Origin of the sequence: Thiobacillus thioparus DSM 505 (assembly GCF_000373385.1) — a bacterium.
In the GTDB taxonomy this organism is placed as follows: Bacteria; Pseudomonadota; Gammaproteobacteria; order Burkholderiales; family Thiobacillaceae; genus Thiobacillus; species Thiobacillus thioparus.
Genome location: NZ_KB891316.1, coordinates 380,674 through 394,889, shown reverse-complemented (window position 1 = coordinate 394,889; position 14,216 = coordinate 380,674). Strand labels below are relative to the sequence as shown.

13 protein-coding genes, 1 tRNA gene, 1 pseudogene and 1 riboswitch are annotated in these 14,216 nt (G+C 63.0%); of the genes and pseudogenes, 5 read left to right on the top strand and 10 right to left on the bottom strand.

Features of this window, described 5'->3' with window-relative positions; genetic code table 11:
* Positions 1-8: 8 nt before the first annotated feature.
* The 10 genes and pseudogenes from B058_RS0102050 to B058_RS0102015 form a co-directional block, all read right to left on the bottom strand.
* Positions 9-332 (bottom strand): TusE/DsrC/DsvC family sulfur relay protein, encoded by a 324-nt coding sequence (locus B058_RS0102050; protein ID WP_018506803.1) that lies wholly within the window; start codon positions 330-332, stop codon positions 9-11.
* A gap of 54 nt (positions 333-386) precedes the next feature.
* Positions 387-1,343 (bottom strand): EAL domain-containing protein, encoded by a 957-nt coding sequence (locus tag B058_RS16260; protein WP_018506802.1) that lies wholly within the window; start codon positions 1,341-1,343, stop codon positions 387-389.
* Between the two features lie 18 nt (positions 1,344-1,361).
* The gene (locus B058_RS17190; protein WP_018506801.1) at positions 1,362-3,131 is read right to left on the bottom strand and encodes a diguanylate cyclase domain-containing protein; all 1,770 of its coding nucleotides are present in this window, start codon (positions 3,129-3,131) and stop codon (positions 1,362-1,364) included.
* Between the two features lie 5 nt (positions 3,132-3,136).
* Positions 3,137-4,279 (bottom strand): TonB-dependent receptor, encoded by a 1,143-nt coding sequence (locus tag B058_RS0102035; RefSeq protein WP_245539239.1) that lies wholly within the window; start codon positions 4,277-4,279, stop codon positions 3,137-3,139.
* Positions 4,188-4,730, bottom strand: coding sequence for a type 2 periplasmic-binding domain-containing protein (locus tag B058_RS17380; protein WP_245539238.1), 543 nt, complete (start codon positions 4,728-4,730; stop codon positions 4,188-4,190). Before B058_RS17380 ends, B058_RS0102035 begins: the two co-directional genes overlap by 92 nt.
* A gap of 17 nt (positions 4,731-4,747) precedes the next feature.
* Complete coding sequence (gene mutY, locus B058_RS16255) at positions 4,748-5,842, bottom strand: A/G-specific adenine glycosylase (protein WP_245539237.1); 1,095 nt, start codon at positions 5,840-5,842, stop codon at positions 4,748-4,750.
* A 111-nt stretch (positions 5,843-5,953) separates the two neighbouring features.
* Positions 5,954-6,193: a DUF1631 family protein gene (locus B058_RS18385; protein WP_281166662.1), complete on the bottom strand. Its 240-nt coding sequence runs from the start codon at positions 6,191-6,193 to the stop codon at positions 5,954-5,956.
* 97 nt (positions 6,194-6,290) lie between these two features.
* Positions 6,291-8,180, bottom strand: a pseudogene (locus B058_RS0102025) (DUF1631 family protein); the annotation flags it as partial.
* A 79-nt stretch (positions 8,181-8,259) separates the two neighbouring features.
* A riboswitch (cyclic di-GMP riboswitch) is annotated at positions 8,260-8,351 on the bottom strand.
* A gap of 92 nt (positions 8,352-8,443) precedes the next feature.
* Positions 8,444-10,507 carry a DUF1631 family protein gene (locus tag B058_RS0102020; RefSeq protein ID WP_018506798.1) on the bottom strand — a complete coding sequence of 688 codons (2,064 nt, stop codon included), beginning with the start codon at positions 10,505-10,507 and terminating at the stop codon, positions 8,444-8,446.
* 51 nt (positions 10,508-10,558) lie between these two features.
* Positions 10,559-10,632, bottom strand: a tRNA-Gly gene (locus tag B058_RS0102015).
* Positions 10,633-10,707: 75 nt separating this feature from the next.
* On the opposite strand from B058_RS0102015, the gene thiS reads away from it, so the two are divergent.
* The 5 genes from thiS to gnd all read left to right on the top strand — a co-directional run bounded on the left by thiS (position 10,708) and on the right by gnd (position 14,216).
* Entirely contained in the window at positions 10,708-10,911 is a 204-nt protein-coding gene (gene thiS / locus B058_RS0102010; protein WP_018506797.1) for a sulfur carrier protein ThiS, read from the top strand.
* Between the two features lie 89 nt (positions 10,912-11,000).
* Positions 11,001-11,804 (top strand): thiazole synthase, encoded by an 804-nt coding sequence (locus B058_RS0102005; RefSeq protein WP_018506796.1) that lies wholly within the window; start codon positions 11,001-11,003, stop codon positions 11,802-11,804.
* 2 nt (positions 11,805-11,806) lie between these two features.
* Entirely contained in the window at positions 11,807-12,490 is a 684-nt protein-coding gene (trmB, locus tag B058_RS0102000; protein ID WP_018506795.1) for a tRNA (guanosine(46)-N7)-methyltransferase TrmB, read from the top strand.
* A 37-nt stretch (positions 12,491-12,527) separates the two neighbouring features.
* Positions 12,528-13,163, top strand: coding sequence for a MarC family protein (locus B058_RS0101995; RefSeq protein ID WP_040723393.1), 636 nt, complete (start codon positions 12,528-12,530; stop codon positions 13,161-13,163).
* A gap of 126 nt (positions 13,164-13,289) precedes the next feature.
* Positions 13,290-14,216, top strand: a complete 927-nt coding sequence (gene gnd, locus B058_RS0101990; RefSeq protein WP_040723189.1) for a phosphogluconate dehydrogenase (NAD(+)-dependent, decarboxylating) — start codon at positions 13,290-13,292, stop codon at positions 14,214-14,216.

Genomic DNA, 14,216 nt, shown 5'->3' with positions numbered 1-14,216 from the left:
GGGCGGCTTCAAAGATAGGTTTTGGCTTCCTCGCCCGGGTTGGGGAGCCCCGCCAGGCGCCAGGCCTCGCGGGGGGTGGGGAACAGGTGTTGCATGCAGTCGGCCTCTTGCCCGACGAGGTGGCAGACATGGCTGAGCGCGGTGACGTTGTTGAACTTGGAAAACTCGCTTCGCAAGGCCTGCAGCAGGGCAAACTGTGCCTTGCTGAGGGGGCCGATGCCGTCGGTTTGGGCGATACGGTCGGCCAGACTTTCAGTCCACATGGCGGGGTCGATCAGGAAACCGTCGAGATCGAAGACGGCGGTGCTGGACGAATCGAGCCGTGTATTCATGGCAACCTCCTGGTGCGGCACATGGGAATGTTAGGTATAGCACCCTGTTCACAATCAGCCAGGCTTGAGCGGAAGTACCGATTCGGCCGGTTGCGGCCGGCCGAAGTGATAGCCTTGGGCATAGTCCACGCCAAGTTCCGTTACCCACCGAAGAATGGCCTCGGTCTCGACGTATTCCGCAATCGCCAGCTTGCCATAGCCGTGTATGGCTTCGACCAGGGCTTTCACGAACAGGCGGTCATCCTCGCTGTGATCAAGCGTGCGAATGAACGAGCCGTCGATTTTGACAAAATCCACCGGCAGATGTTTCAAATACTGGAAGGTGGAAAAACCAACGCCGAAATCGTCCAGCGCCAGCTTGCAGCCGAGCGCGCGAATGCCGGTGAGCAGGATCTCGGCATGCGTCATCTGGTTGAGGGTCGCCGTTTCGGTGATTTCCAGGATCAACTGGTGCGGCTGGACGCCTTGTTGTTCCAGCATGGCCTGAAGTTGGGCGGGCAATTCAGGGTTGTCGAGGCTGCGGGCGGACAGGTTGACCGCGAGATGCAGACCGGGCTGGCTCGCGATCAGCGAGATGGCATGCTGCAGTACCCATTGGTCGATCTCCCGGATCAACCCCGAGGCTTCTGCAGCAGCGATCAGCGGGGCGGGCGGCAGAATCTGGCCGTCCGGCGTCCGGACTCGCAGCAGCGCCTCATAGTGCACGGCCCGTCCGGCCTGGATCGACATAATGGGCTGGAGGAACAACGCCAGCCGGTTGTCATGCAGCGCGTCGGTGATCAGCGCAAGCTGCGACGTGCGGTCCAGCAGGCTTTCGCGGGTGCCGTCCCCGGGATTGTAGAGATGCCAGTTGGAACGGCCTTTGGCACGCGCCTGGGATAGCGCCAGATCGGCATGGCCCAGCAGGCTTTCCGTGGTGCAGTCGGGCTGGACTACGGCGATGCCGACGCAGGCGGTGGCGATGTGCTGGTCGCGGTCGCCCTTGCATAGGAAACGTGCAGTCTGCAGCAACTGGGCGTCCGGCAAGGGTTAGAAATACAGGGCAAATTCGTCGCCGCCCAGTCGCGCGGCCAGCTTGGGCGCCGGCTGGAGTTCGCGCAGGCGTTCGGCCATGTTCTGGATCACGGCATCGCCGGCGCTGTGACCGGCCAGGTCGTTGATCGCCTTGAAATCATCCAGGTCGATCAGCAGGAGGGCGCCGCTCTTCAGTTCGGTCAGGGCGTGGGCCAGTCGCCGCTGGAAGCCCTGGCGATTGTAAAGTCCGGTCAGCGTGTCGTAGTCGGACAGATAGCTGGCACGCGCCTGCGCGCTCTTGAGTTCGGTCAGGTCCAGTCCCACCGACAGGATCAGGGGTTCGCTGTCGCCTTTCTGGCCGATCAGCGAATGCACCCAGGTGATATTGCGCAGGCCGTCGGGGGTGGCGAGCAGCGCCTCGAATCGCAGCGGCGCGGGGTCGTTGAGGAAATGGACGAGGAGTCGCGAACGCCAGTCGCGGCTTTCCTGCGGCGCGATCATCTGCTTGAAGTAATCCTGCCCGATCAACTGCTGCTCGGTGAGGCCGGTCAGGGTTTCCACGTAATGGTTGGCCATGCGGATCACGCCGTGGCGATCCTGGGTCAGGATCAGCGCCTGCGCCGTGTCCAGCAGGCCGGAGATGAAGTCGCGTTCGTGCGACAGGGTATCGACCAGCTTGGCAAGATCGTTCTGCTGGTTGAGTGCGGCGGCGTCGAGCGATTCGAGCTGGCTGGCGAGCGTGAGCGCAGCTTTCTCCAGGGTGGAGAGTTCGTCGCCCGGTATGATGTCGCGGAACTGCAGATGCTGGCGGGCGTCGCGCCAGCGGCCGTCGCCCAGCAATGGCAGGCCGGTGCTGACCCGGTTCATCCGCCGCATCAGCCAGGCGAGCGAAACCAGCAGCACGCCTTCGGCAAGGATGAAAACGGTCAGCCCTGTGACCAGATTGGTGAGGAAGGATTGCCGGATGGCGCGCTCGGCATCGGTTACGTCCTTGCGCGCGATGAAATACGGGGTGTCGGGCGTGCTCGCAAGGGGCTTCAGCTTTTGCCACACATAGGCCTTGCCTTTGCTGTGGGTCAGCGCCGATTCGAGCTGTGGCTGTTGCGGATAGGGAACGAAATCCGCCTTGTCCACCATCGTCCGGATGTCCGGGGTGGTGGCGGCGATCAGCGTGGTTTTCTGCTGGCGATCGACAGCGACCGCCAGATCGTGTCCGCTGCTCTGGCCAAACGTGCTCAGCAGGCTGGAGAGATCCATCGATATCACCACCACGCCGGCGGTACGGCCCTGGCGCAGCACCGGCGCCATGCCGTAAAACAGGCAGCTTTCGGCACAGTACAGGCCGCTGGCCGGATGTTCGTTCGAGAGCACTTCCCTGAGCCTGGAGGCGATCAGCGCGTCGGGCGCCGGCGTGCTGCCGAAACCGGTCAGCAGCCGTTGACCGGCGTCGTACAGGCGCAGGCTTTCGAACCCCTGATTGAGGCTGAGTTGGTCCCAGTAAGGCTGCAGGGCGAAGCCGGCATTCAGATCGGGTGGCCCGCCATGGCTGGCTACCAGAAAATCGGCCAGTGCCGATCCGGCATCCACCAGTTGGCGTTCGTTCTGTTGGATCAGGAAGCGTAGCAGCGCCTCGTTGCGGGTTGCGCTGTCGAGGCGTGTCTGCTGGACTTCGCGGCGCAGGTTGGCGTCGTTGATCCAGGTGAGCGCCATCGTGCCAATTGCCATGGCCAGCGTGAGCGGCAACAGCAGCTTCCATTTCAGGCTGAGAAAGGCGGGCGATCGCATGTGGCCTAGAACCGGTAGGCAGCCTGCAGGAGCCACATGTTCCAGCGTTGTTCGCGGCCGAGAAAGACGGGGTTGTCCGGGCCCGGCAGCCAGCCGGTACCATCGACATGGTGGAATTCCGCACGCAGCATCAGGTTGGGCGTGGTGTCCCAGCGCAGTCCCAGTGTCGTGTCGCGGGCAAACATGCTGTGGGCCGGTAGACCGGTGGCGGCGGCAAACAGATGGCCGTCCTTGTCGTGCTTGTCCCGGTAGAAGATGTCATGGCGCAGCATCAGTTCCCAGGCCGGCAGGAAACGCCATTCGCCCTGGAGATACCCCGCCTGGATGACTCGGTGGCTGTTGGGCAGGAACGGGCCGAAGCCAGCGGTATCGAAGCGGGGTTCGCCGTACTCGGCCGTCAATGTGACGGTATCGAGGCGTTGTTGGACCGTGAAGAGGATATTGCGGAACTGCACCTTGCCTGCTGCCAGCGTGTCGCTGCTGCCGGGCGCATACTCGGCCCGGGCATTGGCATACGTCAGCATCAACGTGGTATCGGTTGGCAGATCCCAGCGCAGGCGGGCGCCGAGCGCGCCTTTGCCTTCCAGCTTGCCCGGCCGCGTGTTGCCGAGAAAACTGTAATCGACTGAGGGGCTGTCGAAATTGGGGCGCACCCAACCCAGCAGGAAGTCGAACGCGCCGTATTCCTGCACGCTGGCACCGTGCAGGAAGGCTCCGGGCGCGGCGAGCAGCAAGTCGCGGCTATTGTCGACATAGACCGATTGGGGCAACAGGATGCCGGAACGCGTGAACGGTACGTCGCGCGTTTCGTTATACAGGCCGTAGGGGAGCTTGACCTTGCCGAACTTGAGTCCGAGCTGGCTGACTTCGGTCTGGTAAAACTGCCAGTCCGCCTGGACATAATCCACGCGCAGACCATCCTGATCGCTTTCGCCCGCACGCCGATACAGTATCTGGCCGGACAGCCGCACCGCGTCGAGCGCCTGCCAGGTCCCATGGAGGCCGGCTTCGGTGAATTCGGTACTGACACCATTCCGGCTGTCGCCGAAGAAACGGTTATTGGTACTGCCGATCAGGCCCTGGGCGGCGAACCCCTGGATCTGGTAGCGGGGACCGGCCAGTTCGTCGGCCCAACAGACGGGCGACACGGCCAGCAGGCTGCCCAACAGCAGGATATTCCAGCCTAAGCGTCTTGATGCCGTCATAAACCATGTCCTTACTTGTATAACCGATTGCGCCCGGTGTGGCCCGAACGCGTGCCCGCATTTCGTTCTCGTCTTTTACCTGAATCGGCGCACCGGCCATTCCGCTGAAGCTCATCCGGTCCCAGGTTTGGCGCAGACGATAGGGATAAAGGCCGAGTTTTTCCTTGGCAAAGGCCACATGCGCTGGATGGTCATCCGGCAGGACGAAAACCACGATGGGTTGGTGGTTGGGCCACAGCGTCTGGCGCAGGGTGTAAATGTTGCGCAGGGAGGTGATGCTGATGCTGTGGCCTTCAACGTCGGGATTGACGATGATTCCAGCCGATGCGGCAAACGGGCTGAACAGACATGTCAGCAACATCAGCCGCCAGAAAAAGAAATACGCTTGAGCCACTGGGCGTCAGAAAGTTGTTATTTGGGTTGCCGCTTTATAGCATGGCAAATGCCGCACGGGCAGCAATCAGAGGATTCATTGGCGGTCGAGTTGCCTGACCAGCGTGCGTACCGGGGCGGGCAGCGCGGCATCCAGGGCATCAGCCAGCGGGAGCCAGATCTGGCCGGGCGGCGTGTCGGGGCGCGGCGCCAGTTGGAGCCGAACCGGCTGGATGTGCAGTTGAAGTGAGTGAAGCTGTGCGTGAACCGCGGGAGCGCCTGCCTGGCCAACGCGGTGAAGCCGAAGCGCTCGTGGCAGTGGCCGGCGGCATCGACGTCGAGGGGCAACTCGGGCAGGCTCCACAAGCCGCCCCAAATACCCTGCGAGGGACGCTTTTCAAGCATGAGTTCGCCGCGGTCGAGCAGCAGCAGCATCTGCACCTGCTTTTCTGGCAGCGTTTTTTTGGGACGTGGTGCCGGCAATTCGTGGGCGCGGCCTTGCGTATGGGCGATGCAGTCGACGTTGACCGGACAGGCTGCACAGTCTGGCTGGCTGCGGGTACAGACGAGCGCGCCGAGATCCATCATGCCCTGGGTGTAGGCCTCGATGGCCCTGTCCGGCAGCAGCGATTCGGCCAGCGTCCATAATGCCGACTCGACTTTTTTGTCGCTTGGCCAGCCTGCGATGCCGCCATGGCGTGCCAGTACGCGCTTGACGTTGCCATCGAGAATGGCGCAGGGCTGGCTGAATGCCAGCGCTGCAATGGCGGCGGCAGTCGAGCGTCCTACCCCCGGCAGTTGCGCGATGGCGTCGGGCCGGGCCGGAAATGTCCCGTCATGTCGGGCCATGACGGCGCGTGCCGCGGCGTGCAGATTGCGTGCGCGGCTGTAATAGCCAAGCCCGCTCCACAACGCGAGCACGTCGTCTTGCGGGGCGGCGGCCAGGGCCGGCAGATCGGGAAAACAGGCGATAAAACGCTCGAAATAGGGGATGACCGTGGCAACCTGGGTCTGCTGCAGCATGATTTCAGACAGCCAGATACGGTAGGGATCGCGTGTGCCCTGCCATGGCAGGGTATGGCGGCCATGGTGCAGCTGCCAGTGGATGATGCGGGACGCAAATGATTTTTTCACCCCGGCAGGGTAGCACCCTTTAGGTCACAAGCCGTGGCGAAGGGACGGCGGATGAGGGCATGTGCGAAGCCCACGAGATGGCGCCTCGCGGCCCGCATGTCAGTTGCCTGCTCAGGCGTGGCCGAGTTTCTGGCGGAACAGGTTCATCAGCTTGCCGAACGCCGATTCGGTGATCGATTTGCGTTCGACCAGCACGGCCTCGCCGCGGCGCAGCTTGTCGGCCAGGCGATGCAGGCCGATGGAAAAGCTGTTCATGCCGTCCTGATCCGAGAACAGGTAGGTGTTCTTGATGCTGCTGACCCAGCCCAGCCGCGCCCAGCGGAACGTGCCGTCGTCGTAGTGGAATTCCACCCAGTCGCCCTTGTTCAGGGCGCGCGCGCTGGGTGAATTCGTCTTCCACTTCAGGCGTGGCTGGCTCGGCTTCGGCTGCCACCACTGGGGCGGCTTCCGGGACGTCAGGCGCAGGGGCCAGCGCCTCGATTTCTTCGGGTGTGATGTCGGGCAGCGGAACCGGTTGGGAATTGGGCCGCACCGCGTTGGCGTGCAGGATGACCAGGGTGGCAAAGAAGCGATCGGAAAGCTTCTGCGGCAGGTCGATTTCTGCCGTACCTTCACGCAGGCGCTTCAGCAACCCGGGCAGAATGCGCACCAGCATCAGGCGTGCATCCATGTCCGCCTTGGGCTGCACGCTCCAGACCAGTTCGCGCATGGTTTCGACATGGCTGTTGAAATGCGCGCCCTGCTCGCCTTCGCTGATGTAGTCCTGGGTAAGCAACTGCGCCCAGTCGCGGCGCAGGAATTCGCGTACCGCGTCGCCTGCCTGCTGGTCCTTGAGTGCACGATTGATGAAATCATGCACGATGACCGGCGCGAGTTCGGCGCGTTCGCTTTGCTTGATCTGGGCGATATCCGGTTGCAAGCTGACATCCACCGTCTCCTCGAGCGTTTCTTCCAGGCTGGAGGCCATGGCCTCCAGCTCTGCGGCAGCGGATTCGAATACGGCAATGTCCTGCTCGAAACTGTCCAGTACCCGGCTGACCACTTTCGAAATGGCATCGAGACGGGCATTGCCCGTCTCGTTGTCGGGCAGGTGCACGGAAAGCGTGGCGATCGCATCCAGCATGCGGCGCACAGGATGATTCGACTGCGAGAAGAAATTGCGGTCCAGCATCGCCGCCTTCAGCACCGGAATCTGCAGGCGCGCGATTTGCGCCTTGAGGCGATCGGGGATGGAGGCTTCGTCAAAAACCACGTCGAACAGCATGGCCACGGCGTCCACCAGCACCGCATCGAGCGGGCTGGCTGCCTGCATGACCGGACTTTGCTGCAAGCTGCGCAGCACGTTGCTGACGTTGGCGGCTTCCAGGAGGGGCAGTTCGAAGCGTCCGCCCCCAGGCAGCATGAGGGCACCGGATTGAAGTTGGCTGAGCGAATCGAGCAGGCTGAAGCCGGCAAGCCCGGCCGGCGTACCGCCACTGCTGGTACCGGAACCACCGGCATATCCGCCCGTGGCCGGAGCGCCGCCGTGCGCGAGCTGCTCGAACAGCCTGAACATGTCGCCGCCGGTTTGTCCCTGCATGGCAGGACCCGTACCGGCAGAGGGCGTGCTGTGCTGGGCGGAGCCTGAGCCTGAGCCTTGTGCCCGGTTTTTCGCGCCGACCTTCAGGTCCGGCAGGATGCCGCGGTCGATCAGATGGCGGTTGATGGTCTGGTAGATGTGGGCGAGTTCGGTGGTGAGTACCAGGTCGAACTGGTTCAGCAGAACGATCCGAACGTCCTGCTCCAGTTGCATGCGGGTGATGCCGTCGAGCATCGCTTCGCACAGCGCACGCGGGCCAAGCGGATTGTCGTTCTCGGCCAGGTCGCTGCGGCCCAGCAGATGGGCAATACGGGCGTCCAGTGCAACCAGTTCCTCGGCGCAGTTGAAGCGCAGTCGCGAGGTGGCTTTATCGACCGCCAGCGTGATTTCGAAATCCTGGTCGTCCACCAGGGACAGTTCGAGCAATTCGCTGCCCGTCGTTTTCTCGCGGTTGAGCGCAAAATCGCTGAAGCTCTGGCAGTAGGCGTCCTTGCAGGCGCTCAGTAACTCGTTGGCCTGCTTGTTGAGAATGCCCTGGGCACCGTAGTACGTGTTGCGCGTGTCCAGCAAAGGCGAGCGGTCGGCCATTGCCAGCAGGGTGTTTTCCATGGCCTCGGTCTGCCGGGTCAGCACACGGGTCGCACCTTCGATCAGCAAGTCGCGGCAGCCGTGCAGAACGGACAAGGTCTCGGCGGAGACCTGCGCCCGACGCGATCGCTCGAATTGATTGAGGTTAACTACGACTGATTTGTCTGGCATCTCGCGCTCCATGGGGATCACCTCGCGGTATCGGCGGCTGGCCGGCCTGAACGGAGGGTATACGCGTGACAGGAGTACTGCCGGCGGCCCCGCTATCTCGTCCGCCGGATGTAGCTGGCGAGACCGGTAACTTTGCGTCCCTGCCTCGCGGCGGGTTTGCCCTGTTCGGTGGTCGGCGATTGCGCCGAAAAATCGACACACAACCGCATAACTGACCTATCGACCAAGCTGAACAAAACTTGAGTGTAGTCGAAGCAGAAATATTAGGAGAGGCCGGTCGCCAAACTATCCTTGAGGCGTAGCATGGCATTTCGGGTTAGTGACTGCTCTGGAATGCGTGCCCGTCCGGTACGGATTTCAGTTGCGAGTCCCTCGCAATCCAGCGAAAAGCGTTGTTCGCCTTCACTGTCGCAAAACAGCAGATAGCCGCGTACGCCGACCCAGGCCACGCGGGCGGTCGCAAGACCCTCGTAGGGCGGGTCGAAATCCACCCAGTCTCCCTCGATCAATTGCTGCGCCTGCCGCAGGGCGGGATCGTTTTCCTGCGAGCCCGGTGCCTGGTTGGCAAATGATTCGATTTGCGCCGGCGAAATGCGCTGCGGGGTAAACGTGCTGACCCGTGCTTCGCGGTGTCCCAGGGCAGGGCGGATCCAGCATTCCTGGGTGGCGGTAATGGCGCTGAAAAAATCTTTCAATTGCGCCGGTTCGGCCCCCTGGGCCAGGAGGCCCTGCCGCAATGCGGCGTTGATGGCCGGGATCGATTGCAGTCGGGCTTCCCGTGTGGCGTCGCTGTCGGGGGGTTGCAGGCTGAGGAAGAGGTTCAGCAGGGTCTGGCAGGCTGCCCGCCAGTCGGGGCCTTCGCCGGATTCGGCCACATATAGAGAGGTCATATGCGGAACCCAGGCGTTTTCCAGCCGCCGCAGGACGGATTCCGGGGCAGGATAACGCTCGGTCAGGTCGTTCAGGTTTTCCAGAGCCAGCAGCGTGCCCAGTTCCTGCCGCTCGATCTGCTCCAGATGCGCCACTTCAGCATTCAGTGCGGCTTCTGTGCGCATATTTTCGCCCGCCAGCCAGGCGGCGAGTGCGCTGTGTGCCCGGGCAAAGGCCTCGTTCGGGTGATCGGCATCGTCGAGAACGGTGGCACAGGCGGTATGGATTTGCTCGAGCGCGTTGTGGTGCGTTGCGTCGCCTTCGGGAAAGCGCCGGGAAAACTGGCCCATCAGGTCGATAAGCTGGCGTGCCGGGTGCTGGTCGTCGCTGAAAAACTCAGGCGAAATGAGCGCCACCCTGAGGGCCGGGATCTGCAGGTGCGCGATTTCAGCCTTGTAGCGCGGCGAGACGGCGGGATCGTCGAGGATGAACTCGAACAGACCAGCCAAGGCATCCAGTATGGCGAGATCGAACGCGCCGGTGCCGGCCTGGCGTGCATTCTGCTGCAGTTGTCGTAGGACCAGGGCTGGCGTCTCGGCGTTGGCGCTTACGAGGTCGGGAGGAAAGGCGCGCCAGTCAGTCAGGCTGTCGACCAGGCTGTGCGGCGAGGCCGCCGGGAACAGGCCTGTTGACACCCCTCCGCTTGCCGGGCCGAGGCCTCCGGTGGCAGATGAAGCGGATCGGATATGCGCCAGCACATCGTGCCCTGCGTCGGGATCGCTTCGTCGGGGCGGGGGCGGGCGGGGGACGTCCGGCACCGGAAGGTCGGGAAGATCGGCCACGCTCAGGAATTGGTTGAGCGCCGTGTAGGTGTGTTTCAGCGTATCGAGCAGTGGCGCGCGTACGCATCCGAGCAAAAAGGTGCCGCAAGCCGGACTCATGCCCTGCGAGTCGAGTGCGCGCGAGAGGGCGCGAATGACCGGAAGCGGGCCGTAGACATCGGGATGATTCAGGTTCGTGTTGTTTTCCAACTTGGCCCGTTGCACGGCCTGGATGCGGCGGAACAGCGGCAGCATGTCGGCGCGCAGGGTTTCGGTCATGTCGGCTGCGAGTTTCTCTTCAGCCAGCTGGCGCTTGAGCGTGTCGTCGTCCACCAGTTGCAGTTCGGGCGCAGGATCGCCATGGTGGCTGGGAAACGTCTCGGGCCGGGCGAGGTGACGGCGGAACTGGTCGGCAAACGCGGCGGACAGGGCTTCCGGACTGGCGTTGAGCAGGTCGAGGCAGGTTTGTCCCGTGGCGATGTGCGGGGTGTCCATCCGTTCGGCCAACACCCGGAAGATGGTGTCCTGAATCGCGATGCGGCTGCGCTGGAAGAAATTGTCCAGCGCCTGCGTCATGCGCGCATCGACCTCGTGCAGCAAGGCGTCGGGGGAGGGCGGGACGGGCTTGGTATTCACGGCCTTAACACTATCAGGAGTGACCCCAATCAATCGGCGGCAAGCCATATCTGGAGCGGGCGAAGGGAATCGAACCCTCCTCATGAGCTTGGGAAGCTCAGGTAATGCCACTATACGACGCCCGCGCGGTATCGGTACCCTTCAGGGTAGAATTCGGCATGATACTGAAACTTGCATGCCTCCGATAGAAGAAGCGATTTGTGATTGAACTGCTCATCAACGGCGAATCCCGCAGCTTTCCCGCTCCGCTTACCCTGAGCCAACTGGTCGAATCATTGGACCTGGCGGGGAAACGCATTGCCATCGAAAAAAACGGCGAGATCGTCCCGCGCAGCCAGCATGCCGACACCCGGCTTGCCAGCGGCGATCGCCTGGAAATCGTCGTCGCGGTTGGCGGCGGCTGATGCCGGGAGAGGGGCGTCAGAAGACACCCTTCTTTCATCACGCTTCACACGTACCCTTCACCTCTTGCGCTTTACTCTTGGCTGAACCTATGGAACCTCTCGTCATTGCCGGACAATCCTATGCCTCCCGCCTGCTGGTCGGCACCGGAAAATACAAGGATTTCGAACAGACGCGTCTCGCGGTCGAGGCCTCAGGCGCGCAGATCGTCACCGTCGCGATCCGCCGCACCAACATCGGCCAGGATGCCAGCCAGCCCAGCCTGCTGGACGCACTGCCGCCGTCGAAATACACCTACCTGCCCAACACCGCCGGCTGCTATACGGCGGACGACGCGATCCGCACCCTGCGTCTGGCGCGCGAACTACTGGACGGCCACAGCCTGGTCAAGCTCGAAGTGCTGGGCGACGCCGAATCGCTCTATCCCAACGTGGCTGAAACGATCAAGGCCGCCGAGGTGCTGGTGAAGGACGGCTTCCAGGTGATGGTCTACACCTCGGACGACCCGATCGCCGCCAGGCAGCTCGAAGACATCGGCTGCGTCGCGGTGATGCCGCTGGCGAGCCTGATCGGCTCCGGCATGGGCATCCTCAATCCGTGGAATCTGCAGATCATCATCGACCGGCTTTCGGTGCCGGTGATCGTCGACGCCGGCGTGGGCACAGCCAGCGATGCCACCATCGCGATGGAGCTCGGCTGCGACGCCGTGCTGATGAACACCGCGATTGCGGGTGCGGGCAATCCGGTGCTGATGGCGTCGGCGATGAAGAAGGCGGTGGAGGCCGGGCGCGAGGCCTACCTGGCAGGCCGCATGCCGAAGAAGGTCTATCAGGCCAGCCCGAGTTCGCCGACCAGCGGCCTCATTACCGGAAATAAAAGCGCGGGCAACAAATAAGCATGGCGATCGATACCGGCGCGCATCCGCGCATCCGTTCCTATGTGTTGCGCGCCGGACGCGTCGGCTCCGGCCAGGCGCGTGCGCTGGCCGAGATCGGGCCACGGTTCATGCTGCCTTACCAGCCAGGCGTACTCGATCTCGATGCCGTGTTCGGCCGGTCGGTCCCCCGCGTCCTGGAGATCGGTTTTGGCATGGGCGAAGGACTGGCCGAGATTGCCGCTGCCCATCCCGAAAACGATTACCTCGGCGTGGAAGTCCACACGCCGGGCGTCGGTGCACTGCTGAAGCAGGTCGGCGAACGCGGCCTCGCCAACGTGCGCGTTATCCAGCACGATGCCGTCGAGGTGCTGACCCACATGCTGGCGCCCGACAGCCTTGCCGGCATCCACATCTTTTTCCCCGACCCCTGGCACAAGAAGCGCCACCACAAGCGGCGCCTGATCCAGCCGTCATTGGCACGACTGCTCGCCAGCCGCCTCCGCCCTGGCGGCTATATTCACCTGGCGACCGACTGGCAGGATTACGCCGAACAGATGCTCGCGGTGCTTTCGGCCGAGCCGCTACTTGCCAACACCGTGGCAGGCTACGCGCCGCGTCCCGATACCCGTCCGCTGACCAAGTTCGAACAGCGCGGCATTCGCTTGGGACATGGAGTGTGGGACCTGGTATTCCGCCGATCTTAGAAATCCGCCATGGCATCATGCAGCTATGATGCATGCCATGGACATCCTCGAACTCGCCAAGGCCGCACTTGCGCTGTTTGCCATCGTCGATCCGGTCGGCGTGATCCCGATGTTTCTTCTGGCCACCCAGGGCTACACGCTTGCGCAGAGCAACGCAGCGGCTCGGATCGCCGCATTGACTGTGTTGGGGGTGCTGACACTGTTCGCGTTTTTGGGCGAGCCGTTGCTTATGTTTTTTAGCATTCGTCTTGCTGCGTTCGCCGTGGCGGGTGGTTTGCTGCTGCTGTTGCTGGCCCTGTCGATGGTGCAGGCGCGCGTCAGTCCGCAGCGGCAAACTCAGGATGAAGCGGTCGAGGCCGAGGAGCGGGATGCAGTGGGCGTGGTGCCGCTGGGCATTCCCCTGCTGGCCGGACCGGGTGCGATCACCCACGTGATCGTGGCGGCTTCCGCTGCCAAGGGCGAAGTGCTGCATCAGACGGCCCTGCTGATCCCGATCGGACTGGTTGCGCTGTCGGTCTGGCTGTCATTTCGTGCCGCACCCGTGATTTCACGGCGGCTGGGAAAAACCGGGATTCATGTCGTCACCCGCTTGATGGGGCTGATCATCGCGGCGATTTCGGTCGAGATGATCGCGGACGGACTCGGCAAACTGTTCCCCGGCCTGCTGACCTGATTGGGTGCATCGTGCACCGGCAAGGCGCGCAGTTCGGCAACTTGTTCTTCATTCAGGCGTCCTATCATGCGATTGCGCTGGCGCGATTGATGCACCATGCAAGCCACCAACTCTCCACCAACTCTAATGAATGAGGAGTCAAGTATGGAATTCGGAATCGTCGGACTCGGCCGCATGGGCGGCAACATGGCGCGGCGCCTGGCCCGCAAAGGGATCAAGATAGCTGTCACCAATCGCAGCCATGACGTGAGCGAATCCATTGCAACCGAAACCGGGCATCTCGCCTGCGCTTCCCTCCAGGACATGGTGGCTGCCTTGCAGGCGCCACGCATCGTCTGGCTGATGCTGCCGGCGGGCGAGGCCACCGAGACGGCGCTGGATACCCTCATCCCCTTGCTGTCGCCAGGCGATCTCGTGGTCGACGGGGCCAATGCCTATTACAAGGACGATCTGCGTCACGCGGAGCGGTTGGCGAAACAGGCGATCGAATTCGCCGACGCCGGCGTGTCCGGCGGCGTGTGGGGTCTGGAGAACGGCTACTGCATCATGTTTGGTGGCAGCGATGCTGCCGCCGCGCGCCTCAAACCCTACATGGAAGCACTCGCGCCCACCCCGGCGGAGGGCTGGCTGCACACCGGCCCGGTCGGCTCCGGCCACTTCGTCAAGATGGTTCACAACGGTATCGAGTACGGCATGATGCAGGCCTTCGCCGAAGGCTTCGCGCTGATGAAGAACAAGCCGGGCTTCGATCTTGATGTCGGTGAAATCGCCGAGCTGTGGCGGCACGGCAGCGTGGTGCGCTCCTGGCTGCTGGACCTGTCGGCAGACTTCCTGGCGAAAGATCAGGCACTGGAATCGATCGAGCCCTTTGTCGCCGATTCGGGCGAGGGCCGCTGGACTGCGCTGGAATCGGTGGAGCAAGGCATCCCCACGCCGGTGATGACGCTGTCCCTGATGATGCGTTTTGCCAGCCAGGGCAAGAACGATTACGCCGCGAAAATGCTGGCGAAAATGCGCCAGGGGTTCGGCGGTCATGCGGTGAAGGAAGGCTGA

What these genes read in the sequence shown, in the direction of transcription:
- trmB (WP_018506795.1), top strand. Translation starts at nt 11,807, where the DNA reads ATGGCGATCGATACCGGCGCGCATCCGCGCATCCGTTCCTATGTGTTG.
- gnd (WP_040723189.1), top strand. Translation starts at nt 13,290, where the DNA reads ATGAATGAGGAGTCAAGTATGGAATTCGGAATCGTCGGACTCGGCCGC.
- B058_RS17190 (WP_018506801.1), bottom strand. Translation starts at nt 3,131, where the DNA reads ATGCGATCGCCCGCCTTTCTCAGCCTGAAATGGAAGCTGCTGTTGCCG.
- B058_RS0101995 (WP_040723393.1), top strand. Translation starts at nt 12,528, where the DNA reads ATGGACATCCTCGAACTCGCCAAGGCCGCACTTGCGCTGTTTGCCATC.
- B058_RS0102005 (WP_018506796.1), top strand. Translation starts at nt 11,001, where the DNA reads ATGGAACCTCTCGTCATTGCCGGACAATCCTATGCCTCCCGCCTGCTG.
- B058_RS0102050 (WP_018506803.1), bottom strand. Translation starts at nt 332, where the DNA reads ATGAATACACGGCTCGATTCGTCCAGCACCGCCGTCTTCGATCTCGAC.